The organism is Ruminococcus sp. XPD3002 (assembly GCA_900119535.1).
Taxonomy (GTDB): domain Bacteria; phylum Bacillota; class Clostridia; order Oscillospirales; family Ruminococcaceae; genus Ruminococcus; species Ruminococcus flavefaciens_H.
In genome coordinates, this window is the sequence record FPJT01000009.1 from 1 (window position 1) to 26,140 (window position 26,140).

Here is a 26,140-nt window from a genome sequence, read left to right on the forward strand (position 1 = left end):
TAATGTTAAAATAATTTACGGAGATGTAGACTGTGACGGAGATGTTGATTTCAATGATGCTGAATTACTCAATAAGTACCTCTCAGATTCGTCGAAATATCCTCTTACAGAACAGGGATTTGAAAATGCACGTGGTGCATATCCGGGAGGAGCAAATCCTGATGCTGATGATCTTCGGAAGATTATAGAATTTCTTGCAGGCAAAGGTTCGCTGGGGGTAAGTGGGGTTAGTCTAAAATCTGAGAATATTATCAACGATCTTGATAAGCCTGTCCTTCCGGGAGATTTCAACTGCGACGGAGTAGTTGATATCGTGGATGCAGTAGGTATCGTGTCTTGGCTCAACGACACCGACAGAAACAGAAAGATATCCCTTCAGGCGCTCAGAAACGGTGATGTATACGATCCCGGTACAGGTCTGACAGTAGAAGATGCAAAGGCTATTGAAGCCCAGATCAACGGTGAGAGGAGTATTCCTGTTTATTCAGATGATTATCTGGAACAGCACTACCTCTTGGGCGATTTCAACTGCGATAATGTAGTTAACACAAAGGACGTTATGCAGCTCAACAGCTATGTACAGGGTTCGACCGATTACAAGCCTTCCGAGCAGGGACTTAAGAACGCAGACGTATACAAGAAGGGTTCAGGTATAACCTTCGAGGACGTTGCTGCTATTGCAGAATCAATAAAGGGCACAAACAAGCTTCCAACAGAAAAGATAGTCAACGTAGGCTCAAAGACAGTTCTCGGCGATTTCAACTGCGATAATGTAGTTAACACAAAGGACGTTATGCAGCTCAACAGCTATGTACAGGGTTCGACTGATTACAAGCCTTCCGAACAGGGACTTAAGAATGCAGACGTATACAAGGAGGGTTCAGGTATAACCTTCGAGGACGTTGCTGCTATTGCAGAATTCATAAACGGCACAAATGATCTTCCTACAGAAAAGATCGTCAACGTAGGCTCAAAGACAGCTCTCGGCGATTTCAACTGCGACACTGTATTCAATGTTGCGGACGCAGTAATGTTCCAGAGATACATTGATAGTACATCAGACTATGTACCTTCAGAGCAGGGTAAAATAAATGCTGACATCTACGAGCCCGGTAAGGCTCTTGACTACAAGGACCTCGAGCTCATGCTCAACGCACTCAAGGCAGGTGTTGAACCTATAATCGAAAACCCAGTTGTTACTACAACAGTACCTGCACCAACAACTACAAAGCCTGCAACTACGACAAAGGCAGTAGCTACTACTACAAAGGCAGCTGCTACAACAGCTAAGCCTGTAACTACTACAAAGGCAGTTGCTACAACAACAAAGCCTGCTGCTACTACCGTACCTGCAACCACAACAGCTCCTAAGGCTTTACAGGGCGATATCAACGACGACGGAAAGGTTAATGTTGCAGACCTTGTAACACTTAACAAGGCTCTCGCATGCTCAGGCAAAATAACCGCAGCTTGCGATGTAAACGGCGACGGACGTGTAAACCTCTTCGACTCTATCACATTAAGAATGATACTCTTAAAGCTTATATAACTACAATATAAGAACCGCTAAAACAGAAAGCCGTTCACCTGAAATACATTCGGGTGAACGGCTTTTCTCGTATGGTATAGGACAGCTTGTGGGGTGCATATTATCTCACGGGAGGTGAATGGCATGATAAATATAAATAGACTTGAAACGCGGTATACAGCCACAACTTATTACACGGACTCAAAGGACAAAGTACATACCGTAACGCATAAGGTCGTATTGACTGATGATGCATACGATACCGAAGAACAGATAGCAGAGGAACTGTTCATTGTCCTTGCAGGCAGAAAGTGAGCATGTACACGGCGCTGTATGCAAGGCAGAGCATAGACAGGGACAATTCTGTGAGTATCGAAACTCAGCTTGAATACTGTAAGGGAGCGCTGCGTCCCGATGAACAGCAGTATGGTGTAAGGTGTTTCTCGGACAGGGGATATTCGGGCAAGAATACGGAACGTCCCGATTTTCAGCGGCTTATGAAGGAGGTCCGCAGAGGCAGAGTAAGAAAGATAATCGTGTATAAGCTGGACCGCATCTCACGTTCGATAGTGGACTTCGTTGATATGCTTCGGGATTTCAGGCGATACAATGTCAGCTTTTCAAGCTCGCAGGAGGGATTTGATACAGGTTCAGCCTACGGTGAGATGATATGCAAGATACTCATGGTGTTTGCGGAGTTTGAACGTGAATCCATTGTAAACCGTGTTCGGGACGCATTTGAGAAGCGCAGTGACATGGGACTCTATACAGGTGGAAGGCAGGTTTACGGCTACAGGCTCTGCGAAACTGTCATACACGGCATAAAGACGAAGTATTTAGTACCCGAAGAGAACGAGGCAGAACAGGTAAGGTACATATTTGATGCATATTCACAGCCTTCCGTTACTCTCAGGACACTGCAGGCTGAACTCCTTGCAAATAACATCGTTCCCCTGCGAGGCGCTGACTGGACTACGGGAAAGCTCGGTTCGATGCTCCGCAATCCTGTATACGCAAGAGCGGATGCGGATATCTACAGCTATTTTGAGCAGAAAGGTACACGCATAGTCGGCGGACTTGAAAGCTTCAGCGGCAGGCATAATGTTCAGCTGTACGGCAGGACTGTACACGATGCCTCACTTGATGACTGGAGCGATATGAAGATAGTCCTTCTTGAAAGCGAGGGACTGGTTGATTCGGAAACGTGGCTGAAATGTCAGCATAAGCTGGAGCAGAACAGACAGATTGGCAACTCACTTAGCAACCGCACATCATGGCTTTCGGGAAAGCTGGTATGTTCCTTGTGCGGACATACAATGACAACTGTCAGGAGCGGTTCAAGGCGGTATTTCATGTGCAGCGGAAGGACGAACAAAAAGACCTGCAAAGGAATAAAGCCGACGATATACGTTTCGGATATGGAGGATATGATGGACGGATATATCTCGGAAAAGCTGAAAAACATCCGCGGAAAAAACAAAGACCGTTCAGCAGAGGATACCGCACGGCTGAATGAACTGAAGCTGAAATTGAAATCGGCGGAACAGAAGCTGGATTCTGTTGCCGAAGCTGTTATGAACAGCGGTGCAGTATCCGAGCTTATATCGGTTCTGAACGAAAAAGCCTTAAAGCTGACTGAGGAGAAACGGCATTACCTGAGTGCTATTGAGGTACTGGAACGTGCTTCCTCAGCGGAAACTACCGACCTCTCGAAGAAATGGGATAAAGCGGCCTTTGCGGAGAAGCGCTCGGTGTGCAGCATACTTGTAAAGGCGGTGAGTCTGTACGAAAACGGCGATGCTGAGATAATATGGAATATATGAATAAGGCAGCACCGCACAATGCCTGCGGTACTGCCTTAAAGATCACTGCATTATATAACAGGAATATTATTTGCCTGTTTCGTGGAAGAAGTAAGGCAGAGCATTGTATATATAGTGCCTTACCTGACGCCATGTGTGTTCATATCCGTTAGCTACAAGGAAGTAAAGGTTGCCTTCTGAGAAATCCGAGGTGTATATGAACTGGTCATACTTCTTCATAGCTTCGATCTGAGGATTCTCATTCTTGAAAGCTATATCATTTGAACCGGTTGCGGCAAAGATGAAATATTGATTCTTCTTATACCCGCCGCTGTCAACAGCACCTGCTATCTCTGCGGCTTTATCGCCGTTTGTCCAGTGATCGCCGCTGAGAGGCATGAAGTAGCCTGCAAGATCAAGATCGTTCTTGAATACAGCCCAGGTCGATACCGCACCCATTGAGAATCCGCCGTATGCTCTGTGCATTCTTGATGCACGGATATCATCTTCAGAGGTAGATTCTGCATAAGTGGAATACTTACCCTCTACGAATGGGATAACGCTCTCGCGGAACTCCTCGTAGAAGTTCTCTGCCTTACTGCCGTTGCCGTTGAAGGTAGGAGTTACAACGATCAGCGGTTCAAGCTCACCGTTCATTATCATATGATCGAGAAGATTCTGTATCATTGTATCGTTCTGGAAGAAAAGGGTATTTTCGTTTTCGCTTCCGCCGTGCATCAGATAGAAAATATTGTATTTCTTTGATGGATCGTAGTTGTATGGGGTATATACATTAAGCGACTTGTTGCCTCTGATACCGTTGTAGGTCTCCTTTGTGACTTTTCCCTGCTGTGAGCATGTATTGAAATAGCTGTCAGGTGCAGCCTTGAACTGCTTATTCTTTTCATAAGCAAAGGGAGTCACTTCCTCTATCGGCTCCGGAGGCGGCTCAGGACTGTTATCAGGGAACTCGCTTATCTTTCCGAACAGGAACTCCTGCAGGAGTATGACATCGTTGATCTCAAATTCAGTGCTCTTATCAACATCAGCAAGCTTTACGAGCTCCGCATCCTTTTCGGAAGCTGTAAGAAGCTGTCTTGCAGATACAACATCAAGAGAATTCAGGCACTCGTCCGAATTCACATCACCGAGGATGAATTTCGGAACTTTGATGATAACACCTTCCTCAGCGACCTTTACTTCGTCCAGATAGAAGTTAGGTATTACGCTGCTTGCGCTGTTTTCCTCTGTCTCTACATAGATGTACACATTTTCCGCACCTGCAGGGATAGTAAAGCTTGTATTTGCAAGCTGAGTCCACTCTCCCTTTTTCAGTTCGGCGCTTGCTATTTTTTCATACTTTGCCTCACCGTCGATGTCGTACTGCATGGTAAAGTGGAACAATTCGCCGTCCATACCGCCGTTATACATAACATTAGCGCTGAAGCTGTAAGCAGTACCCGCAGTAAAATTGCTGCCGAGCTTATAGGAAGCGCCGTTCCATGCGCTGTCTCTGCCTGTGCAGTAGAGTGAACGGCTTCCCGTCAGTGCAGCAGAGGAAGAAACAGCAACAGATGCATTTCCTCTGCCTTCCCAGTTTTCGTCTCCGTCCTCAAAGGAGAAGCTGAGCAGATAACCGTTATCTGTATCAGCACAGTCAGCCGTGAGAGCAGAGGACGTCACTGCGGACACAGTCATAGCAGCCGCAGCGATCACAGGTAATATCTTTTTCATAAGTGACCCCCGTTTCAGGATTATTTATCGCCGTTGAGCGATATGGTTCAATTCCGCCTTCGTAAGTTATGAAATTACTGTTTTTTCTTTATTATATTTATTAATGTCTGCTCAACAACTAAAAAATGGCTTATTATAGCTTCCAAAGCCGTTTTTTAGTTGGCAAAGTGCAAGAAAATAATGATATTAAAGGTTTTTCTTGCACTTTGTTTTGCCCTTTCGGGCAAAATGAGCTTGACATAAAGAAATGTGACACACAAATTCTTTATATTTCAGGGAATTTGCGCTCCCCGAACAAAGTTCGGGGCAGTAACCGCCCAAAGGCGGTTACTGAGTACACATTTATTATAATGGTAAAGGGGGATTATTCATAACAAAATCATGATAAAAATAGCATTTTCTTGACATTTGGACAATATAAATAACGATATATCGCCGATTCAGGAAGCTCCTGTATGAGTATTGCTCCACCTGATAACTCTTGAAGTATCGGGTGGAGCAATAATGTCCTTTGTATCTGTTTACTGCTGTGAAAGCCTGTTCCGCATAAGGCAAAGGTCGAAAGTATCAAGACTGCCGCTGCCGTTCAGGTCGTAGTTTTTATCCTTTATATCTTCCGAAGTCTGTTTCGTAAGGAGAAAGTCATTTAATGCAAGCATATCCGGTTCGGTATATGTTATGTTGTCTGACTGAAATGTCAGTGTAACGCCGCCTTTTCCGAGAGCTTCTTCAAGTTCGCTTGTATCGCTTATATGTCCTATCTTCGTGTAGCTGTAAGGCGTTGAGAAACTCTTGTAGAACACCACAAGGCAGTTATTTCCGTAAAGCATGATATCGCCTTCGTTGATATTTCCCACTTTTTCGGAAGCTGAGGGCAGTTCCGTATCAAGGTAATAATATTTCTCGTTGCCGTTGAGTTCGGACATATCAAGAGTCATTGGTATAAGTTCTTTCAATGCCGTAACTGTATCGTTATTTTCAAGGGTGATCTCAAAGTCTTTTCCGTTTACAGTCATTTTCATGGTATCACCTGCTTTTTCCTGCGGCTGTATCTCCGAAGTCACAGCTGAGGTGATGTCCTGTGCAGCCGCTTGTGAATATTCAGTGGTATGCTTTTCCGTAACCGGATTCTCAGCAGACTCCTCAACATTTCCGCAGGCACTTGTAAATATCATCAGGGATGAAAGTACAACTGCCGATACAATTTTATTTTTCATAGATACTCCTTATCACTTTTGCAGGCGAACCAACAGCTATCATGTTTTCGGGGATATCCTTTGTTACTACCGAACCTGCGCCAATTATAGCGTTATCGCCTATAGTGACGCCCGAAAGAACAGTGGAGTTCGAGCCTATCCAGACGTTTTTACCGATGTGTATGGGACGGGGGATAAGGTCATGGCGTTCTTCGGGAAGAAGCCCGTGGTTTAGAGTTGCGAGTACGGTATTGTGTCCTATCAGCGCACCGTCACCGATATATATGCCGCCCTGATCCTGGAATTTGCAGCCTGCATTTATGAACACGCCTTTTCCGAGGTGTATATTCTTTCCGCAGTCGGTATAGAAGGGAGGAAACAGTCCAACTTCCACAGATTCGCCGATAAGCTCAGACATAAGGGCATTTATCTCCTCGGGAGTGTGATAACGGTTGTTTATCTCCATAGTGATGCGGATAGCCTCCTGACTGAGTCTGTGCATGGTCTGATGGACTCCGCACTCTGCCGTGACCTGCTGACCGCTGTTCATGAAGCTGATGAATTCCTCTGTTGTCATGTATGTTTCCTCCGTGTATTGCTTATTTAAGGTATTTGTTGTAGAACTCTGCAAGCTTATCGAACGGGATAGCATTGTTTTCGCCGCCGTCGTAAAGGTCGGTGTGAGAAGCTCCCTCAATAACAAGAAGCTCCTTGTTGTCGGTGTATTTGCTGTCCTTTGTCATGTTCTCGAATGCATCCTTGCCGAAATAGAATGAATGAGCCTTGTCGCCGTGCATTATCATAACTGCCGAGCGTATCTCATTGCTGTACTTAAGGATAGGCTGATTCATGAAGGACATACAGCCGATAACGTTCCAGCCGCCGTTGGAGTTGAGAGAACGGGGATGATATCCTCTGTCAGTCTTGTAGTAGCTGTGGTAGTCCTTTACGAAGAAAGGTGCATCCTCTGGAAGGGGATCGATAACTCCTCCGCCGAGTGCATACTCGCCCGACTTGTAGTCCGCAATACGCTGAGCATTGAGAGCGACTTTCTTCTCGTAGCGTTTCTCCTCACTGTCCTCCGAATCGAAATATCCGTTTGCATTGACTCTTGTCATATCGTACATTGTGGAAGCAACGGTTGCCTTGATGCGTGTATCAAGTGCGGCAGTATTAACAGCCATACCGCCCCAGCCGCAGATACCGAGTATACCGATTCGGTCGGGATCGATGTTTTCCTGCACGGAAAGGAAGTCTACTGCAGCCATGAAGTCCTCGGTATTGATATCGGGAGAAGCCATATATCTTGGCTGACCGCCGCTTTCGCCTGTGAATGAAGGATCGAATGCAATGGTCAGGAATCCGCGCTCTGCAAGTGTCTGGGCGTAAAGTCCGCTGCACTGTTCCTTTACTGCGCCGAAAGGTCCGCATACTGCGATCGCAGGAAGCTTTCCCTCTGCATTTTTCGGGATGTACATATCCGCCGCAAGAGTAATGCCATAGCGGTTGTGAAAGGTGATTTTCTTGTGTTCGGTCTTGTCGGACTGTGGGAAGGTCTTATCCCATTCCTGTGTTAATGTGAGCATTTCTTCTTTCATTTCAGTGTACCTCTTTTCTTAGATTATAGGTGAAGTAGTCCAGGCAGTCCAGCTGTGAGGTGTACTTGTGAACGCCTTCAAGCAGTTCTCTGCGGTGGTCTGCAAGGAGCTTTTTAAGGGCAGTTATATCGCCGTTATCAAGCATTTTCATGCATTTATCCGTACATTCCTCGGAAAGTCCTGCATCAAGAAGATTTTCCCTGATACAGGCATTTTTGTCTGCTGCGTTTGCCATACTGTCACCTCTGTTTTCTGTAATTACAGTATAGCACATCATTGTTGAAATGTAAAATACCTATTTTTCATAGCTTGCCATTCTTACAGAGAATCACAAACTGCTCCGATTACAATATCATCAAGGACTTCAAGTCACATTGCACAAGTTTTATCGTGAAAATTGTGCATGTCTACAAAGTTGGCTTCGGAGTATTGACTATGACGTTACGTAATAGTGTATAGTATATACAGCGAAAGACAAAGGAGGTCGTTTCAATGGTCGCAGACAACGGAACTTCAATGACAGTCAATGAGGTCAGCAGGATAACGGGACTCAGTGTGCGCACACTGCAATACTACGACAAGATAGGACTGTTATCACCAAGCGGATATACCGATTCGGGCTACAGGCTGTATGACGATACGGCACTGGAAAAGCTACAGCAGATAATGCTTTTCAGAGAGCTTGCATTTCCTCTGAAGGAGATAAAAGCGATCATCTCGGATCCGCATTTCAACGCCGAAAAGGCACTTGAACAGCAGATAGGACTTCTGAAGCTGAGACGTGATCATCTTGACAAACTCATTGCTTTCGCGGTTAAGATCAAAATGTCAGGAGTGAACGATATGAGTAATAAAACAGATTTTTCAGCATTCGACAAGAGCAAGCTTGAGGACTACAAAAAACGTGCCGCAGAACAGTGGGGCGATACTGCGGAATACAGGGAATACGAGGAAAAAGCGTCAGGACGAACAGTTGATGACGATATCAGTCTCGCAGAAAAGACAATGGCACTGTTCGCAGAATTCGGCGCTATGCGTGATCACGCTCCCACCGACGATGCAGTTCAGGCACAGGTAAAAAAGCTTCAGGACTTTTTCTGCGATAATTTCTACAACTGCACGAATGAGATACTCCTCGGACTCGGAAAAATGTACGCAAGCGGCGGCGAATTTACCGGGAATATCGACAAGGCAGGCGGTGAAGGCACTGCTGAATTCGTACATCAGGCTATAGAGGCATACTGCAAATAGTGTAAAGATAATGCCATTCACATGAGGTTTTTCATGCGAATGGCATTTTTTCTGTATTATGTCAGATATCCCGAATTAGCGGACAGGTATTTTACTCCATACCCTTGAGGACTTCGACCATATCTATCCTTTTTATCCTGCGTGAGAAAAGGAAGCTTACAAGTACGGATACGGTCATAACAAATATCGCTGCAAGTAAATACGATAATGGTGAGATATAGCACGGCCAGTCCACTGCATCGCCGTTTGAATCCATCATTGCCTGAAGCGGTGCTCTTCCGATAGGTATACCGAATATTACTCCCAGTATCGAGAGCCACAGGTTCTGAGTTGAAAGGAGCTTTCTTATTGCACCGCTTTTAAAGCCGAGCACCTTAAGTGTAGCGAACTCCTTTTCACGCTCGTTGAAGGACAGATTTCCCGAATTATAGAGAACTATAACAATAAGCAGAACTGAGAATATGACCATGAAATAAACCAGAAGATCCATGATTTCCATCATCTTGTCAAAAGCCGCAATAAGGTCATCCATGCTGTGAACTGCGGAAACATAGTCCTTATCCGCTGCATTTTCGCAGTTGTTCTTTGATACGAGCATAACGGGACGGAAGGTCAGGTCCGTTTTTTCATAATCTTCACGGAGCATTGTTATACCCGTAATATTCGGATGACGTGAGATAAGTCCTATCTTGCTTTCATTCCATTTTGTTCCTGTAGTGGTTTTCCAGTAGACATTGTCTCCCTCTGAGAGACCGAGTTTCTTTGCCTGTTTCATGGTAAGGGCAACTGTACCCTTTGGTATAGGGGTTGTATCAAGTTCTGTATCCGATACGCAGTAAAGCTGTTCGCCCTCTGTGACCGCAAGTCGGCATGTGATAATGCCGTCCGAAGTGGGATGGTCCTTTGCTGCGATAGAGATAGCTTCCATAGCGACAAGCTCGCCGTCAGTTTCTTTTTTCAGCTCCTCTGCCTGTTCGGGAGTGCAGCTGTCATTCAGCAGGACCTGATATTTATAGTTCTGTATATCGTTGAAATACCAGTTGCGTACATAGTCTAAAGTATCGTATGCACCGAGTCCAAGCGACATTATCATCATACCCATGCACGTTCCGAAAACGCCCATAAAGGCTCTCATTTTCGAGCGTGAGATATCACGGAGATTATATCTTGCGTTGAAGCTCAGCTTGTTCCAGAATGGCAGCTTTTCAAATATACAGGGTTTTGCAGTCTTTGCCGCAGCAGGTCTCAGGGCTTCGGAAGGATGTATCCTGAGTATCTGCTTGCAGCTGAAATATGAAGTTCCCGTACATATGAGTATGAGAATTGCCGCAACTATGATGCTCTTGTAGTTGAATCCCGGCTTCCATCCTGGTATGGTATAGAACTGGCTGAACATATCGACCATCAGTCTGCCGAAGGTAAAGATACCGAGTATTATTCCAAGCAGGCAGCCTATGAGCGAAAGTACAAAGCTGTAGCTGAGGTAGTGACGGAGTATCTTTCCCTTTTTCATACCGAGGGCATTGAGTGTACCTATCTGCGTTCTCTGATGAGCTATCATTCGTTTCATTGTCGTGATAATTACGAGAAGCGCTATCGCAACAAAAACGAAAGAGAAGATATACGAGAAGCTGTTGTGCTGTGCAAGTTCGTCCGAAAGCTGATACCAGCCGCGGATACTGTTCCTGTCGGCAAGATAAGCGTAGTTATCGTCAAGAGCCTTTGCAATGTCATTTTCATAGCTAAGAGCCTTGTCATCGCAGGTGAATATCATCTCGTTGTTTATCCGCATCTCTTCGGGAAGGACCTTCTGTGACAAATAGGCAAATCCTATGTTATGAAAGTCCGTATCCGTATCTGTAGAGGCACAGGCAAATTCGTATTCGGGAGTTACTATAAGTCCCTTGACTTCTTTTTCGATATCAAGTCCCATAACGTGAACGGTGAACTTATCGCCCACATGTATTCCCCATGTCTCCGCAAATTTGCTGAACAGCCAGAGTCCCTCCTCATCGTCGGGGTCAAAATCCTCGCCCTCTGTGGTAAGGGGAATGGTAACGTCTGTGTTCTTCTGGAAATAGCAGTACATCTCGGCGGTATTGTATTTTTCGTCCGCTTTTCCGAGGACCTCGGTACGCAGCTGAACTTTATCTATTCCGTTTATATCGGATATCTTTTTAAGCTGCTCCTCTCCGAAATCTGCACCGTATATCCAGCCGTCCGCAAATACGGCATTGTCCTCAAAAGTCTTTCTTGCCTTTTCTCCGCCGATAACATTTGCCTGAAATCCCGTATAGCACCACATGGCTATGAGAGACAGAAGCATTATCGAGAAAAACTGTGCAAAGTTCGCCTTAATGTCCCTTAGCATTTTACGTTTCAGCATCGCCGTCACCTCACCATTCGATATCGTTGACGGACAATGGCTTGTCGTTGGTCTTTATTGACTTTATCTTACCGTTTCGCATATGTATTATACGATTTGCACACTTCGCTATATCTGCATTGTGTGTAACGAGTATAACGGTATTTCCGCCCTCGGTGGAGAGCTTCTGAAGCAGGTCTATTACCAGCTTTCCTGTTTCGGAGTCCAGCGCACCTGTAGGTTCATCGCCGAGGATTATCTTGGGATCCTTTGCAAGAGCTCTTGCGATAGAAACTCTCTGCTGCTGACCGCCTGACATCTGTGTGGGAAATTTGTTCTTCTGGTCTGAAAGTCCCACACGGTCGAGCATCTCATCGGGACTGAGCGCCGACTTTTTGATATCCTTTACTAACGCAACATTTTCGTATGCTGTAAGTCCCGGAAGCAGGTTATAGAACTGGAATATGAATCCTATGGTATCAGCACGATACTCTGAAAGCTGTTTATCGTTGTAAGAGGATATCTCCTTGCCGTCAACCATTACCTTTCCCTCGGTGGGAACGTCCATACCTCCGAGCATATTGAGAACTGTGGACTTACCTGCACCTGACTGTCCCAGTATGACCACGAATTCGCCTTTCTCTATGGTGAAGCTTACGTGATCCACTGCTATCTGCATACCTTCGCCCTTGCCGTAGGTCTTGACCACATCCTTGAATTCAACTGCTGTCATTTCAATTCCTCCCTTATAAAGTTAGTTTATACAAACTACATTTATATTATATCATGTGCTAACTTATTTTACAAGCTGTTGAAACGATTTTCATTACAATATGCTCAGTATTGCTATAGAAGTTCATACTTTTTATTACGTATTACCATTTCTGAGGCGGAATAATCTTCCGATACTGCTTTAATCACTTGACAATAAATGGTAATTATGATATAGTATAAACGTATTTGATTGTAAAATAATGCAAGTTTTTGTCATAGCTGACTTTCATGAGGTGAGATTTATCTTGAAGCTGAAAAAATTATCATCGTTTTTGCTTGCATCTGCAATAATGCTCGGTTTGCCTTGCCTGACCTCCTATGCAGCGGAAAAAACACAGGATGGTATTACGCTCTCTGTTACGGCAGACAAAAGTGTTTACAGCAAGGATGATAATATCACCGCAGATATCACTCTTGAAAACAACAGCGATTCGGATATTACAGATGTTACTCTCGAAGGTATCATACCTGACGGTTATCACCTGTCTGAAAGCAGTCAGGCAGTTCTGCGGGCGACCTATATAATGTCAGGCGATTCGATAAGCTCGGAGCTCGTTTTTGTTCCCGATAAAATGGTGCAGGTGACCACTGTTCCTGCCGCTTCGTCAGAAGAGACAGTCGTTACCGAATCGGTCACTACTTCCAAAACTGCCGTGAATACTACTGTTACAGAACCATTGTCCGTATCAGCTGACAGCGGAAATGATAACGGAGATACTGGAAATGGGATGAAACTGCTTATAGCAGGTCTGCTTGTTCTTACGGCAGGTGTCGGACTCATTGCAGTTAAAAAGAAAGGCAGAGGTAAAATTACGGTGATACTGCTCTGCGCTGCCGCATCGGGTAGTTTCATAACGCAGACGGATGCAGAAGCTGAAGGCTCGGGGACTTATACTTTTTCAGTCAGCGAGACTGTTACTGCTGATGGTCAGACATACGATATCACGGCTTCCGTAAAGTACACTATGGAAATATCGGATATGCAGGCTGCTGTTGAGGAATACTACGAGGACAACTCGGAAGAGATAGTAGCGGTGGAAGATGCAAAAGAGACTGAACAGGTTTTCTCTGAAAAGGAAGCCATAAGGTTTATGTCCGAGAGAGGCTTTAACGAGTATCCGCTTACCTATGACTACAATATGGACGGCACTTACACCGATGAAGCCGAAGCTTCTCCCGATTCAGACGCAAAGCATCCTATGTATCAGACCTTCTATGTTGCTTCGGACGGTTCGATATGGTCTGTATTTATCGTGGGAAGGACTATAGCTGCAAATCCTGCATCATATAATCTTGAATCGGATATCGATGCGCAGATACTTGTTTCTGAGACCGATACTCTTACAAGCTATACAGAAATGGGCAATAAGTTTTACAAGACAGTACCGAAGGAATCCGCGGTCCTTTTAAAGGTCGTGGAAAAGATCACGAGTGAAAAACTCGATAAACTGAATTATGACGAGGTGACCAGAAAATGAAAAACAAATTTATGAACAAATGCATTTCTTCCGCACTTGCATCAGTAATGATGCTCTCAGCTGTCCCTTTCTGCACGTCTGCTGCAAATGATGATACAATGGTAGTTGTATCGCTCGGAGATTCGTATTCATCAGGAGAAGGAATCCCTGCATTCTACGGACAGAACAAGGCGTGGGAAGACAGAGTTTATGACGAGGACTGGCTTGCACACAGATCCACAAAAAGCTGGCCGGGTATGCTCGAAATACCTGACATAAGCGGCAAAATGAAGGACTATAACGTAAAGGAAACAAATTCGGCGAAGTGCAAGTGGTATTTCGGTGCTGCTTCGGGTGCCGAGACAAAGCATTTCAGTCAGGTGCGCCAGAGAAAGGATACCTACAAGCGACTTTCTTTATTCAAGACTTTCAAAACAACTTCATACCTTCCGAAGCAGATGGATATTTTCAATAAGGCAGGCAATGATGTTGATTATGTCACACTTACCGTCGGAGGAAATGATGTCGGATTCCAGGAGATAATCACTACCTGCGCTACAGGAAGTACATACCTCCATTTCGGAAGCGATAAGCTCAAGCTTGAAAAACAGATGGACAGCGTATGGGAAGGATTTGATTCCATAAGAGCCAATATCAAGGACGTTTATACAGATATACAGTCTGCTGCAGGCGATCAGGCGAATATTATCGTAGCAGGCTATCCTAAGCTTCTTGATAAAGAGGGAAAGGGCGTTCTTATCAGCAAGAAGGAAGCCACTATCGTAAACGATAACGTTACGAAATTCAATAACAGCATACTTGATATAGTCAACGAGTGCAGAGATCAGGGAATGAATATCTACTTCGTTGATGTAGAGCCCGAGTTCGATAAGGACGGAGGACATCAGGCATACTCCGACAATGCATGGATAAACAAGATCATACTCACAAAGCAGGATCAGGATCTTGACCAGAGCGGTATTGCAAGTTCTTATTCTATCCACCCGAATGAGGAAGGTGCGAAAGCATATGCAAGATGCGTAAATGCAAAGATAAAAGAGATCGCAGACAGCATTAAGGCAAAGAAGGCTGCTGCAAAGCTTCTTAAGTCCGCAAGCGCACCTGCTGTTGAAGAGACAGTTCAGTCTGTTGCTGTATCGGGAATCATTTATGATGCAGCTGATGAGACAACTCCCGTTGCCGATGCTGTTGTAAATGTCTACAGCGGAGATGAGCTTGTTATGACTTCAAAGACAGATGCAGAAGGAAACTATTCATTTGAACTGCCTGAGGGTGAATACAGGCTCGAGATCATTGCTGAAGGCTTCAAGGCATCCGAGATAAGCATAAGCGGCGAGACAGTGCCCGAAGCAATAATGCTCGAAAAGGCTGAGACTGAAGCTGATGAAGAAATAGTTCAGGCAACAGAAGCTGCTGAAAAAATTGCCTGATATAACGGAAAACAGCATCCTATCGCATACACATAAATCGTCGGGGGATACCTTTGAACAAGGTGTTCCCCGATTTTTTCTTAGCCTTTAAAATATAGTTCTCACCATGACAGGTAATAAAAAAACTTCCGCACTGTGAACAATGCGGAAGAATGATATATAAGGTTATATCCGTAAGACTGTGTGTTTTACGAATTTGATGAAATGACCAGTCTGCGGAGGAGTACCAGGTCGAAGATATCGACTTTTTTGTCTTCGTTGAAATCGAACTGGTCTGCAACTTCCTTACTGCTGAAAGGTGACTCGCCGTGAAGCATCTTGCTGAGACGTACAAGTTGTGCTGTCTTATAGACCTTTGCAGGCTTTGTGCCGTCAGGTTCTGTACCGCCGATGAGCTTGCCGTCGGCATAAACGCAGACATTTTCGCAGCGCTTTGCAAACTCGACTCCGCCGACGATATTATCGTAGTCCTCACCTTCCTCGGTAAGGTCTATCATGCCTTTTTTGCTCCAGTCGTTGGATGAATCCCAGTTTTCACCGTAATAGTTGCCTATTACGAGCTGATACTTCTTGTTTGAGTTTGCTATAGCGTAATCAGGCCATGATATTTCGATATACCAGATATTATCCTTGAACTGCTTCGGCTTTGAAAGCACCGCTGACCTGTCAGCTACTTCGGTCTCTACCTGATCGTATGTTTTCTGAAGCACGAAGCTTCCGGGGATGGTCTTGTTCTCGAACTCGTCAATGCTGAAATAATAGCGGATCGAGATATCGTCGTGAGGTTCGAGGGAATCGGTATTCACGAAGAATGTGAGCTTTGTAACGCCTGCGCCTGTAGCTTCGGGAGCGTCCGAACAATATCCCGAAACCCAGAAATCGTCACCTGAGAATATCTGTGAATCGTCCGTTTTCTCGGCAGGAGGGAAGTTCTCCTCGGGCTTCATGGTATCGTCGTTCTTATAGAGGTAGAAACCTGCTGCCGCACCAACGATCGCAGCGTTGTAGTCGATAGTTACCTCGTTGTAGATGTAGTCCTTAGTGATGTCGTTATGCTCATCGTTTTCATCGGGACCGCCTGCAAGAGCGCCGTAAAGAACGTGCTTGTGTTCAGCAGGATCCTCGCACTTTGTAAGACCTGATGCCGCACGGTGATGCGGGAACTTGACCGCATTGTCTCCGAAGCCCACAACATAGCATCTGTTCAGCGGATTATCACCGATGAGGTATTCCATCTGACCGAGCGCCCAGTTAGTGAAGGTATAGTCGGGATTCTTTTCATTGTAGCGGTCTTTGCCCTTCTGATACTTGTCATATACCAGCGCTGTGAACTGAACTGCGGTATTGTATCTTGCGCTTCCCCATGTATCAAGGTGGAAATAGCCTGCGGGAGTCATATTCTTGGTCTTGGTCATGACTGTATTGATAGCCTTTGCTTCCATTTCCCAGAAATCAAGCTTTTCATAGGGACCTCTGCCTATTGCTTCACGAGTCTCCTCGCAGACTTCGGGATAGATATCCTGTATGCGTCCGAAAACTATGCCTACGCCGTTCCACATATCGTTCCAGCAGAGAACATATCCCGGAGGTGCATAGTAATCGATATAAGGCTCGCAGGCTTTAAGGTAATCGTGATCCTTTGTAATGAGGTAGAGCCAGCCTGCCGCGAAGCAGAAATCGTCCTCCCACTTGCTTGATGTATAGAAGCTCATGGGACCTTCACCGGGAGGGCCTACAGCTTTATCGTTCTTGTTTGCAAAATCGAAAAGTGCCTTTGCATAGTCGAGGCATTTTTCCGCATACTCGGGATCGGTATCCTTGAAGTTGTAGTAATTGATAGCCAGTGCAGCAGCGCTTTCGGATACGTCATCCGTTGTGGGAAGCTCTGATGTGGCAAAGAATGCGGGACGTCCCATAGCGTCTATCTCGGGGGACTGCCAGTATTCGTGGTCTACGCTTCCGTCGCCTACCTGATAGCAGAAAGCAACAACATTTCCGTCCTTGTCACGGAAAGTGCTGTTCATGAAATAGTCGCAGAAATAGCGGCAGATAGTTTCAACGTGCTTGTCCTGACCTGTTTTTGTGTATGCATCGCGGAATTCGTAATAACCCCACGATACTACCGAGGCTGCATAAGCTTCGGGAAGACCGAATTTAACGTGGTCGCCAGCATCATGGAAACCGCCTGATACATCGATATAACCGTCACCGTCGGGATCGAGGATATCCTTGTTCTCCTTGATGAAAGATGCAGGAAGATTGGTTCCCGTGTGGTTAGTGTCTATTGACTGCATGGGGACTTTTGCATCGTAAGTATGACAGTTGCCGCGCCATGACAGCAGGGTGTTGTCGGCTACCTTCGTTCCGCACATATTGGCATCATAGAAGTAAAGCGTATACTGAAGAAGCTTCGCCCAGTTGTTGTCCGTCTCGTAGTAATCGGCAACATCGGGATTTGTCTCCGCAAATGACTGCATTACCGGCTGCGGTAAGCTGATTGCAGCAGAGGCAGTTACCAGTGCAGCAGCCATTGCGGATATACGTCTGAATATTTTCATGACCTCATTCCTTTCCGAAAAATATTTGTCATCTATATTTTAACGCATATAGTCCAAAAAGTCAACGAGATACTTCATTTATTTCATCGTGTCAATGATATGATGTGAGAATGTTTGAATCAGTACGGTTCCCTTCACCGAATCGCTGATAATGGACTATCTCGCGCTGACGCAGAAAACGTATGGGATCCCTTACATCGGGATCGTCCGCAAGCCGAAGGATGTTATCGTAAGTTGTACGGGCTTTTTGTTCGGCAGCCATGTTTTCATGGAGATCGGTGATTATATCGCCCTTGGACTGGAAATAGGCTGCGGTGAACGGTTCGCCCGATGCGGCTACAGGATAGATACCCGTTGTGTGGTCTACGAAATACTCGTCAAAACCGCTTGCCTTTATTTCTTCTATCGAGAGACCCTTGGTGAGCTGGTAGAGTATCGCAGATATCATCTCTACGTGGGCAAGTTCCTCTGTGCCTATATCCGTTAGCAGTCCCTTGACCTCGGCATAGGGCATCGCAAACCGCTGGTTCAGGTAACGCAGGGATGCAGCAAGTTCTCCGTCAGGACCGCCAAGCTGAGTAATGATGACTTTAGCGAGCTTGGGGTTGGGATTTTTGATATTGACGGGATATTGAAGTTTTTTCTCATACTGCCACATAAATTAGCTCCTTTCCCACGGCCATGGATCGTCGATCCAGTCCCAGTGATCTGCATCGTTGTTCTGTTCTGGCATAAGGGGACCGTACCTGCTGACGTATTCGTTCACAGCATTCATGCGAAGCTGTTTATATTTTCTGAACATAGCAAGCGCCCGCGGACAGTTGGGGTGAGTGTCGAGATAGAGGTTCAGCTCTTTAAGGGTGAAGTCGTACTGGCGTATCTTATTGAGCAGTTTTCTTTTTTCGTTCATGATCTTTCTCCTTTCCTGAATGGGAAATTCAGCTCGGGGAAAAGGGTGCCGTATTCCAGAGCATCGTCATGCTGATAGGTCTCGCCCCACTGCTGGAATGGTACATAAGCCATAGCAAGCGGAGTGTTTTGTGGAAAGCGTGAAGTTGCGTCTGCTGATACGGGACGTTTACGTTCCTGATCGGTCTCTGTGAGGACAGATTCGCGTTCTCTCAGCACAAGACCGTCGATATCATCGAAAAGATTCAGATTCATATTGCTCCTCCTTTCATGCAGAGGAGATCGTGCAGACCTCTTCTGCACAGTTTATATTATGTATCTATGCAGGGAAGCGTTACACTGACCTTTTGTACCTTTTGAACCTTTTGTACCTTTTTTACCTGTACCATATCTGACAAATCAATAATAAGCTGTTTGGGGTAATAGTTAATTTTTTTAATCGATACGTGAATATTCTGTGTAACAGCATTTTTCTGATGCAGCAGCTCATGGACGGTGGGACAAAAGGTACAAAAGGTTCATAAGGAAAAAAGGTAAAAAAGGGGTGCTTGAAGAGCGCAGAAAGCAGTTGAAAGAACTCGGAGCTTAGTGTAGGGGCGAGTTCCGCTCGCCCGTCGATACACGTACAATCGCCCACAACCCTGATACCTTGTAGGGACGGCCATTGGCCGTCCGCAGATGACCGTACATATATGGTTAAACAATTGTAGGGGCGCTTTCCGAGCGCCCTCAGATAACAATATAATTATGATGAACAGATTGTAGGGGCTGCCTTTGGCAGCCCGCATGATCCAATACATACGGTCAAATGCAACGGACCGCCAAAGGCGGCTCCTACACGGTATCATGTTTGCATGTGGATGTACGTGTATTAAAGGACGGCGAATCGCCGTCCCTACAATGTTCTATTCATATTATTAGGGTTAACAACGGGCGCACGGAATGCGCCCCTACACTGCTTTCTGCTTTCTGATTTCTGTGCGGACGACCAACTACAGGGTATTAAGGTTGCATGTGGTTGTACGTGTATCGACGGGCGCTCGGAAAGCGCCCCTATACTGCTTTCTGATTACTTTGTTTAGTTCTTTGCGGAATTCATTGCTTTTTCAACGGCTTCCATAATTGCGTTTGAGCTGTATGTAGCTCCTGAAACGGCATCCACATATGTGTCCTGAGCGGAAATAATAGAGCGGATGACTGCGTCCTTAGCCGAGTTGAAGTAAGAGAGGTCCTCTTCCTCAGACGACGCTTCGATAGAAACGACCTTGTCATTTTCTATGGTTATCTTTACACTTACGTCACCGTCATAGCCGTAAGCCGAAGCCTCGTAAATGCCGTCCTTATAGATGTGGTTTTCCTGAACAGGTTCGGGAGTCGGTGCGGCTTCCTCTTTCTTTTCTGGTTCGGGAGCGGAGTTGTTCTCCTCTTCCTTATCGTCGGACTTGTTTTCGGATTCGGACTGTGTATCGTTCTGCTCGTTCTCTTCCTCAGCGGCTTCTGTAGCTGATGCAGTTACGGATTCTGTTGCAGTCTGTGCAGAGGATGAAGCGGCGGCAGTACCCTCGCTTCCCGAAACTGCTGTGGTATCGGACTTAAGGTCGGTGCCGCTTACAACTGCAGTTGTTGCTGTATCGGTACTTTCTTCCTTCTGCGCCTCTGTAGTCTGCTGTGATTCGGTTATCTGCGGACGTTCACGGCGCTTGCCTCTCTGAGGTTCTGCGGCAGTCTGTGACTTAAGTGAGATACATACTGCACCTGCAAGGACAGCAGCTGCGGCAACTGTGCAAATACTGTTTATGGCAGCCTTGCTTTCGGGCTTTTTCTTTGCGATGTACCACTTTCTGATACGCATTGCCGCATACACTGCAAACACCAGTGTATAGACTATTATGCTGAACATATAGCCTTCCTGACCGAGCTTTGCCTTCGGTACGAAAAGCACCATGATATGAGCATAGATGAGCGCATAGAAGATATAGGCGAAAGGCTGTATAGTCTTCCATTTCTTCGGGTTTATCTTCTTTCTTATCGCCTTGAAGGAAATAACGGTAAGAGGAAGCATTATAAGTACCATTACAAGTGAGATGATACTTGTTGCTGTGAACTGAACAAGTGCCGAGCCTGTACCTGTACGCTTGTTTATGAGCGAATTAATGTACTTCATACCGTAGGTAACGATGTGGGAAAGAGTTACGGCAGCGGCGAAAATGGATAGCTCTCCGCGTATGGGCATGAGCTTCTTTATTGGTGCAGAACCGTTCGGAAGTGCGCCTGCGTACATGACAACTGCCCAGAGTGCGGCAGCAAGTGCGCCTCGTGAAAAGATGCCGAGAACATAGTTCTTTACGAACGGACTGCTTATGACTATATCACCGTTTGAACTCATCTGAGATATAACGATGACTGCGACTGTAACAACGGATGCGGCTATGTAGAAGGGGACAGGATGTTTTTTCAGAATTTTGTCACACAGGAATGAAAATAATAATGCTATTACAAGAGAGACAAGAAATAACATAAAAAAGTTCCTTTCCGTTTTTTGCCCCCTGTGCCGTCGGGACGCAGGGGGCAAAAACTTACTAAATTATCTATTGACCGCTATATCAGTCGTTTTTCTTTCTTGAAATGAATGCTGCTGCACCTGCAAGAGTGAGTACCGATACAGGGATAGCTGCACCGGGAACGCCTGTCTTAGGGCTGTTTGAAGCCTTAGCTGTAGTCTTTGCAGTTGTTTTTGCTGTAGTCTTAGTAGTAGTCTTTGCTGTTGTAGCTGTAGTCTGAGTTGTTGCAGGAGCTTCTGTTGCTTCCTGTGTAGGCTCTTCAACTGCACCCTTTGTAACCTCGAATGAGTATGGAGTTGTATATCCTGTTGCAGTGAGAACTATCTTATACTTGCCGTCCTCTGCGAATACAGGAGTGCCTTCTGAACCTCTGCCTGCACCTGCTGCTGCCTCGAAGTTAACGGTTCCGTCCTCGTTTATTACCTTGACAGCGCCTCTGCCTGATGCATTGTATGTGTTGTCGTTAACAGCAGCTGTTGCAAGGTTCTTGATGAAGTTTGCTGCATCCTCGTCTGTGAAGCCGTCAGCAGTTGTTAGCTTGCCGTCCTCATACTTAATGGGAACGTCAGCTGTTTCGAGTGTGAATGAAGCTGAAACAGGAGCGTACTTGCCCTTTGAATCGTTAAGAGTGATATTGTACTGACCGGGCTTAGCATCTGTGTATGAGATAGTGCCGTCAGCAGCGCTCATGCCCTCGTCAACAGAAGGTGCTATCTCGAAATCGGAAGGAACAGTTGATGTGTATGTTGTTGAACCTGTTCCTGCCTTGCCGTTATCAGCAGTTACACCGCCGTCGAACTTTACAGGTACATAAACAGAGCCTGTATTTACTGTTGTGTAGCCGTCGAGAGTGATGAACTTGACACTTGTGATAGTCTTGCCCATGATGCTTACGAAGTCCTCATACTTAAGCTCGTTTCCGTGAGCTTCGGATGTCTTGAAGCCTGTTGACCATGAGTAAGAACCGTTTCTCCAGATGTTTTCAAGGTGACGGAGCGCATATGAAGAACCGTCTGAAGTATTTACTGTGATACCGTAGAGGTCACAGTCTGTAGGATAGCCCTTTACAGATATCTGATAGTCACCGTAGTTTGAAGTTGTAGCAAGAGTGAGTTCGCCGTCAGCAGTCTGCTCACCGTTTGTATCCTTGACTGCTGAAACAGTTATCTTTCCGTCGCTTACAGAAACTACCTTGTAAGCTGCAGGAGCGCTGTCCAGTGCAGTGAAGCCGTAGTTTTCTGTGAGGAATGTAACATCATCGGATGAAACAGCAACGGGATATGTAACACCGAGGATAGTACCATTATCGTCGTTGTAAGTACCTGCAACGAGACCGCCGTTCTGCCACTTGCCGTCCTCGCCGACAGAACCTGTGTTGTTGCCCTTCCACTTTGTAGCAGTTGCGGAAGAAACAGCGTCAACTTCGTAAGCGTTGCCTATTTCAGCTGCATAGAAGTCTGCGTAAGGGATGTTCATAGTACCGTAAACGGTATCAGCAGCAGATGCGCTGAAAGGTACAGCTGCAAGAACAGCAGCTGCACATGTTGAGATGCTGATAAGAGATCTGAGCTTTTTCATATCAATATACTCCTTTTGTATATAAAATTTGTTGTTAACGGTTACGTATCGCTAACTATAGCATATAAAATAAAGGCATCAAGTGCCTTGTTGTCATAAGGATATTACCATAATACGGGTATTTTGTCAATAGCAGAACGGACGGTTTATTGCTTTTTTCACTAAGTTTTGCGGTGCTAACATCCTAATTTGTTGCTTATATCTAAAGTGCACTTCTCAAAATGTTAACCTAAGCTAACGCAATGATTAAAAAACTGCCCCGAAGTATGTGGCTTCAGAGCAGTTCACTATTATATACTGTATCGTCCGTTAAGAAATGACGAGCTTTCTGAGAAGCAGGAAGTCGTAAATATTGATCCTTCCGTCCTTGACGAGGTCTCCTGCATTCCAGTTGTTCATAGTGCCATTGTTGAGCAGATAATTCTGCATCATTACAGCATCTGCAATATCACATTTTCCGTCCGAGTTCACATCGCCCTCGATTGTTGACTTCTTGGTTATCTCGTCGGGAGACAGTGCGTGGCGGTATACGGCAACGTTATCGACATAGCCCTTGAAATAGTCATCCTCGGGGTAATAGGACTTTCCGATGTATGAAGTGATACCGCTTCCGAGGTCGGACATCAGTGTAGCTATCTCCGTTGAAGTGTCAACAAGAGTGCCGTCCACATAGAGCTTTGCATCCGAACCGCTTACCGCAAAGGTGTAGTTGTGCCATGTGCTTCCGTCGAGACCGTACTTCATCTCGCTCTCACCGCGCCATGTATCGGTAGTTGCAGCGAAGCGGAAGTGGTCATCAGCCACACGGAAGAAAGCGTACTTATCCTTGTCCTTACCTGCGGCAAAGGTAAAGAAGTTGCCCTGTGATTCGGACTTTACATCCATTGAAACGGTGTATTCCGTGCATCCCTCCAGCATACCCGAGGGGAATTCTGCGTAGGTACCGTCCGAACCGTTGAGATAGAGGACATTTCCCTTCTGTGGATCGTTTACTATCGAAGCTGAACCGTTTAAAGTGAGGTCCTTTTTCAGGCTTCCGCCGTTATCAGGAACGGAACTGCCGTTTGAGGTCTCGAAATCGTAGTTCACAGCAGGGGGGAGCTTGGCAGGGATCTCACCTGTGGGAGTTCCGTATATCTTAACTTCGTATACCGTAGGAGTATACCAGTTGTTTGTTGGGTTATTCTGGAGAGTTGCATTCAGTACATTCAGACGGACGTATCTGTATTTGCCCGAGAGCATATCACTGTTGAAACCGTAGGTCTTGCTTACGACCTCGCTGTCCTTGTTGGTGTGGTCGAGAATCTTCACCCAGTTTTCACGGTCATTGCTGCCCTCGACGGTGTAGGTGTAGTAGCCTTCTGAGCCCTTGCAGATGTACCACGAGGTCTGTATGTTTGCAAGGTCGCATACCTGACCGAGATCCACTTCAATGTAGAAAGGCCATCTCTTGTGGTCGCCTATGGCTGTGAAAGCGGTCCTGTAAGAGCCGTCGAAAGCCTTTGCTGCGGAATCCTCCCACTTTGCAGCTATGGAAGCTGATGCAGGCTTGTCCTGTGAGAGGAGTTCGCCCTGCTGAACGGGGAAGAGGTCGCCTGTGGATGTATTGTACTTGAAGTAGGGGTAGTAGTCATAGAAAGCGAAGCTGTTGTCAAAATACAGCGGACAAAGTGTAGTGCCGCTTGTTTCGGAGGCTCTCAGCCAGCGGTAAGCATGCATGAGATAGTTCTTGTCCTGTAGGTTAACTATCCAGCCGGACTGTGATGAGAAAGTGGAGGTGTTTCCGATATCGCGGAGCTCGCTCCAGCTGCCGTAGAGGTCCTTTGTTACGGTATATGCACCGCTGCTTGGGTACCAGCCTGCCGCCTGTGATGTGAACAGGAAGTAGTAACCGTTCTGTTTTATCATGTTGGGAAATTCACGGTACTGGTTCTCGTGGAGAGTCTTGACTACTTCGGTAACGCCGCTGTAGTCCTCGTTCATTTTAAATATGTAAAGGGTAGCGTTTGCGCCCTGACCTTCCTTGTTTGCGGCTGCGATGAGGTAGCCTGTACCGTCGTCGTCGAAGAAGATAGCCATGTCACGAACCTGTATATCAAGCGGGTTGTATACATGGTGAACTGTGAACTGTCCGCCGGGAGTACCTGTTATTACAAGTGCCTTACCGTCACTGTATCCGCTGGGTTTCTCCCAGTGCGCCCATACAACGACTTTGTTTTTCTCGGGGATGTAGTCGATATGAACTGATTCTATCTTGCAGCTTTCCAGTGCTGAGTTCTGGGACTTGTCGGCAACATTGCGCTCATTGCCGAAGTGTTTTCCGTCCGATGAGGAGGTTTCCGCAAGGTAGATGTCACTTGTTCCGGGGTGGGATTTGAGTGAATAGCTGTAGTAGGTGTTTCCTACCTTGTAGCCGTTGGTCTCGTAGACGAGACTGCTGCCCTTCTGGTTGTCGTAGGTGCTGAGTCCCTGCGGCAGGACGCACGGTGATACCGACTTCACGCCCGAATACCATTCGCCCTTGCTGCCTGAAGCCTTCAGCTGGTAGTAGTAATCGTTACCTGTCTGAAGGTCGTCATCCTCGAATGAAGTGCCGCTTCCCTCGTATATCGGGACGAATCCGCTGTCGGGGTTAGTGGAGCGGTAAAGGGTGAACCTGTCAGCCGAAAGAGTGGTCGCCCACTGGATAGCGGCATGTTCGGCGGAATCGCTGCCTGCAACTGTGAAAAGGTTCGCAACGAGACCGATATCGGTCGAAACGTTGTCCGAGACTGCCTGCTGAGGAACGGCTTCGGCTGCTGAGACAGCTTCGGGATCCAGAAATACCGCAGAAACAGGAAGTGAAGCTGCTGTCTGAGAGCAAACCAGTACCGCACCGAACAGTGCAGAGACCAGTCGGGATGCGACTGATCTGCCTGATGTTTTTTTCATGAATATTCCTCCTTGAAATAATATAGTTACGTTCAACTATTTGTTAATCTGATTGTAACACATATTTCACAGAATTGCAACAGTTTTCGGAATTTGCCGCATAAAAAAGCTCAGGCAAAGGGAAGCATGAACTTCTCTTTGCCTGAGTTCTCCTTTGGTGATATGTTCCGTCGGAGGATGAGGTTTTCTCGACGCTATTGCAAACGCAGCAGTCAAGAGCCTGCTGCGCTCGGAATAACACCGTGTGTTGATCCCATTTCCATAAAAACAACTTTGATGAATTAACGGTCGTTTGTCCCCCTCGGACCGTTTGCTTCATATGCGTATCAGCCGCCGTTTCCTGTAAGCCATTTAATGATCTCACTCCAGAAATCAACTGACTCTGAAGCAGCGAATACGCTGGTTATAAGTCCATATAAATTCACGATATGTCCTCCCTTTATCGTT

20 protein-coding genes are annotated in these 26,140 nt (G+C 46.1%); 6 read left to right on the forward strand and 14 right to left on the reverse strand.

The window, feature by feature from the left end:
- The 3 genes from BT127_RS16825 to BT127_RS09300 form a co-directional block, all read left to right on the forward strand.
- On the forward strand, nucleotides 1-1,549 hold a 1,549-nt coding region (locus BT127_RS16825), incomplete at its 5' end, for a dockerin type I domain-containing protein (RefSeq protein WP_318257213.1).
- Between the two features lie 123 nt (nucleotides 1,550-1,672).
- Entirely contained in the window at nucleotides 1,673-1,843 is a 171-nt protein-coding gene (locus BT127_RS16830; RefSeq protein WP_175541948.1) for a hypothetical protein, read from the forward strand.
- 2 nt (nucleotides 1,844-1,845) lie between these two features.
- On the forward strand, nucleotides 1,846-3,351 hold the full coding sequence (locus BT127_RS09300; RefSeq protein ID WP_075424737.1) for a recombinase family protein: 1,506 nt from the start codon (nucleotides 1,846-1,848) through the stop codon (nucleotides 3,349-3,351).
- Nucleotides 3,352-3,417: 66 nt separating this feature from the next.
- On the opposite strand, the gene BT127_RS09305 is transcribed toward BT127_RS09300, so the two are convergent.
- The 5 genes from BT127_RS09305 to BT127_RS09325 form a co-directional block, all read right to left on the reverse strand.
- Nucleotides 3,418-5,064 carry a carbohydrate binding domain-containing protein gene (locus BT127_RS09305; protein WP_075424738.1) on the reverse strand — a complete coding sequence of 549 codons (1,647 nt, stop codon included), beginning with the start codon at nucleotides 5,062-5,064 and terminating at the stop codon, nucleotides 3,418-3,420.
- 521 nt (nucleotides 5,065-5,585) lie between these two features.
- Entirely contained in the window at nucleotides 5,586-6,281 is a 696-nt protein-coding gene (locus BT127_RS09310; protein ID WP_075424739.1) for a cyclophilin-like fold protein, read from the reverse strand.
- A complete protein-coding gene (locus BT127_RS09315) occupies nucleotides 6,271-6,837 on the reverse strand; it encodes a sugar O-acetyltransferase (RefSeq protein ID WP_075424740.1) in 567 nt (188 codons plus the stop codon). The genes BT127_RS09310 and BT127_RS09315 overlap by 11 nt, the downstream gene beginning before the upstream one ends.
- Nucleotides 6,838-6,859: 22 nt before the next feature.
- The gene (locus BT127_RS09320) at nucleotides 6,860-7,858 is read right to left on the reverse strand and encodes an alpha/beta hydrolase (RefSeq protein WP_075424741.1); all 999 of its coding nucleotides are present in this window, start codon (nucleotides 7,856-7,858) and stop codon (nucleotides 6,860-6,862) included.
- A 1-nt stretch (nucleotide 7,859) separates the two neighbouring features.
- The gene (locus BT127_RS09325; RefSeq protein ID WP_075424742.1) at nucleotides 7,860-8,093 is read right to left on the reverse strand and encodes a hypothetical protein; all 234 of its coding nucleotides are present in this window, start codon (nucleotides 8,091-8,093) and stop codon (nucleotides 7,860-7,862) included.
- A gap of 257 nt (nucleotides 8,094-8,350) precedes the next feature.
- Here BT127_RS09325 and BT127_RS09330 point away from each other — a divergent pair, with 257 nt between their 5' ends.
- Nucleotides 8,351-9,109 carry a MerR family transcriptional regulator gene (locus BT127_RS09330; RefSeq protein ID WP_318257214.1) on the forward strand — a complete coding sequence of 253 codons (759 nt, stop codon included), beginning with the start codon at nucleotides 8,351-8,353 and terminating at the stop codon, nucleotides 9,107-9,109.
- A 91-nt stretch (nucleotides 9,110-9,200) separates the two neighbouring features.
- On the opposite strand, the gene BT127_RS09335 is transcribed toward BT127_RS09330, so the two are convergent.
- Both BT127_RS09335 and BT127_RS09340 read right to left on the reverse strand, forming a co-directional pair.
- Nucleotides 9,201-11,495 (reverse strand): ABC transporter permease, encoded by a 2,295-nt coding sequence (locus BT127_RS09335; protein ID WP_075424743.1) that lies wholly within the window; start codon nucleotides 11,493-11,495, stop codon nucleotides 9,201-9,203.
- 10 nt (nucleotides 11,496-11,505) lie between these two features.
- Complete coding sequence (locus BT127_RS09340; protein WP_075424744.1) at nucleotides 11,506-12,207, reverse strand: ABC transporter ATP-binding protein; 702 nt, start codon at nucleotides 12,205-12,207, stop codon at nucleotides 11,506-11,508.
- A 286-nt stretch (nucleotides 12,208-12,493) separates the two neighbouring features.
- Here BT127_RS09340 and BT127_RS09345 point away from each other — a divergent pair, with 286 nt between their 5' ends.
- Both BT127_RS09345 and BT127_RS09350 read left to right on the forward strand, forming a co-directional pair.
- Nucleotides 12,494-13,726: a hypothetical protein gene (locus tag BT127_RS09345; protein WP_075424745.1), complete on the forward strand. Its 1,233-nt coding sequence runs from the start codon at nucleotides 12,494-12,496 to the stop codon at nucleotides 13,724-13,726.
- Nucleotides 13,723-15,156: a carboxypeptidase regulatory-like domain-containing protein gene (locus BT127_RS09350; protein ID WP_075424746.1), complete on the forward strand. Its 1,434-nt coding sequence runs from the start codon at nucleotides 13,723-13,725 to the stop codon at nucleotides 15,154-15,156. Before BT127_RS09345 ends, BT127_RS09350 begins: the two co-directional genes overlap by 4 nt.
- 188 nt (nucleotides 15,157-15,344) lie before the next feature.
- Here the strand turns inward: BT127_RS09350 and BT127_RS09355 are convergent, their stop codons facing one another.
- The 7 genes from BT127_RS09355 to BT127_RS09385 form a co-directional block, all read right to left on the reverse strand.
- The gene (locus BT127_RS09355) at nucleotides 15,345-17,714 is read right to left on the reverse strand and encodes a glycoside hydrolase family 9 protein (RefSeq protein ID WP_082334981.1); all 2,370 of its coding nucleotides are present in this window, start codon (nucleotides 17,712-17,714) and stop codon (nucleotides 15,345-15,347) included.
- Between the two features lie 91 nt (nucleotides 17,715-17,805).
- Nucleotides 17,806-18,372 (reverse strand): manganese catalase family protein, encoded by a 567-nt coding sequence (locus BT127_RS09360; protein WP_075424747.1) that lies wholly within the window; start codon nucleotides 18,370-18,372, stop codon nucleotides 17,806-17,808.
- Nucleotides 18,373-18,375: 3 nt separating this feature from the next.
- Nucleotides 18,376-18,624, reverse strand: coding sequence for a spore coat protein CotJB (locus BT127_RS09365; protein ID WP_075424748.1), 249 nt, complete (start codon nucleotides 18,622-18,624; stop codon nucleotides 18,376-18,378).
- Nucleotides 18,621-18,878 (reverse strand): spore coat associated protein CotJA, encoded by a 258-nt coding sequence (locus BT127_RS16300; protein WP_082334982.1) that lies wholly within the window; start codon nucleotides 18,876-18,878, stop codon nucleotides 18,621-18,623. The genes BT127_RS09365 and BT127_RS16300 overlap by 4 nt, the downstream gene beginning before the upstream one ends.
- A gap of 823 nt (nucleotides 18,879-19,701) precedes the next feature.
- Nucleotides 19,702-21,141: an FMN-binding protein gene (locus BT127_RS09375; RefSeq protein WP_075424749.1), complete on the reverse strand. Its 1,440-nt coding sequence runs from the start codon at nucleotides 21,139-21,141 to the stop codon at nucleotides 19,702-19,704.
- A gap of 85 nt (nucleotides 21,142-21,226) precedes the next feature.
- Nucleotides 21,227-22,762, reverse strand: coding sequence for a hypothetical protein (locus BT127_RS09380; protein WP_075424750.1), 1,536 nt, complete (start codon nucleotides 22,760-22,762; stop codon nucleotides 21,227-21,229).
- 309 nt (nucleotides 22,763-23,071) lie between these two features.
- Complete coding sequence (locus BT127_RS09385; RefSeq protein WP_075424751.1) at nucleotides 23,072-25,693, reverse strand: LamG-like jellyroll fold domain-containing protein; 2,622 nt, start codon at nucleotides 25,691-25,693, stop codon at nucleotides 23,072-23,074.
- Between the last annotated feature and the right edge of the window lie 447 nt (nucleotides 25,694-26,140).

Coding starts and splice junctions, on each gene's coding strand:
- BT127_RS16830 (WP_175541948.1), top strand. CDS start 1,673: ATGATAAATATAAATAGACTTGAAACGCGGTATACAGCCACAACTTAT.
- BT127_RS09300 (WP_075424737.1), top strand. CDS start 1,846: ATGTACACGGCGCTGTATGCAAGGCAGAGCATAGACAGGGACAATTCT.
- BT127_RS09305 (WP_075424738.1), bottom strand. CDS start 5,064: ATGAAAAAGATATTACCTGTGATCGCTGCGGCTGCTATGACTGTGTCC.
- BT127_RS09310 (WP_075424739.1), bottom strand. CDS start 6,281: ATGAAAAATAAAATTGTATCGGCAGTTGTACTTTCATCCCTGATGATA.
- BT127_RS09315 (WP_075424740.1), bottom strand. CDS start 6,837: ATGACAACAGAGGAATTCATCAGCTTCATGAACAGCGGTCAGCAGGTC.
- BT127_RS09320 (WP_075424741.1), bottom strand. CDS start 7,858: ATGAAAGAAGAAATGCTCACATTAACACAGGAATGGGATAAGACCTTC.
- BT127_RS09325 (WP_075424742.1), bottom strand. CDS start 8,093: ATGGCAAACGCAGCAGACAAAAATGCCTGTATCAGGGAAAATCTTCTT.
- BT127_RS09330 (WP_318257214.1), top strand. CDS start 8,351: ATGGTCGCAGACAACGGAACTTCAATGACAGTCAATGAGGTCAGCAGG.
- BT127_RS09335 (WP_075424743.1), bottom strand. CDS start 11,495: ATGCTGAAACGTAAAATGCTAAGGGACATTAAGGCGAACTTTGCACAG.
- BT127_RS09340 (WP_075424744.1), bottom strand. CDS start 12,207: ATGACAGCAGTTGAATTCAAGGATGTGGTCAAGACCTACGGCAAGGGC.
- BT127_RS09350 (WP_075424746.1), top strand. CDS start 13,723: ATGAAAAACAAATTTATGAACAAATGCATTTCTTCCGCACTTGCATCA.
- BT127_RS09355 (WP_082334981.1), bottom strand. CDS start 17,714: ATGAAAATATTCAGACGTATATCCGCAATGGCTGCTGCACTGGTAACT.
- BT127_RS09360 (WP_075424747.1), bottom strand. CDS start 18,372: ATGTGGCAGTATGAGAAAAAACTTCAATATCCCGTCAATATCAAAAAT.
- BT127_RS09365 (WP_075424748.1), bottom strand. CDS start 18,624: ATGAACGAAAAAAGAAAACTGCTCAATAAGATACGCCAGTACGACTTC.
- BT127_RS16300 (WP_082334982.1), bottom strand. CDS start 18,878: ATGAATCTGAATCTTTTCGATGATATCGACGGTCTTGTGCTGAGAGAA.
- BT127_RS09375 (WP_075424749.1), bottom strand. CDS start 21,141: ATGTTATTTCTTGTCTCTCTTGTAATAGCATTATTATTTTCATTCCTG.
- BT127_RS09380 (WP_075424750.1), bottom strand. CDS start 22,762: ATGAAAAAGCTCAGATCTCTTATCAGCATCTCAACATGTGCAGCTGCT.
- BT127_RS09385 (WP_075424751.1), bottom strand. CDS start 25,693: ATGAAAAAAACATCAGGCAGATCAGTCGCATCCCGACTGGTCTCTGCA.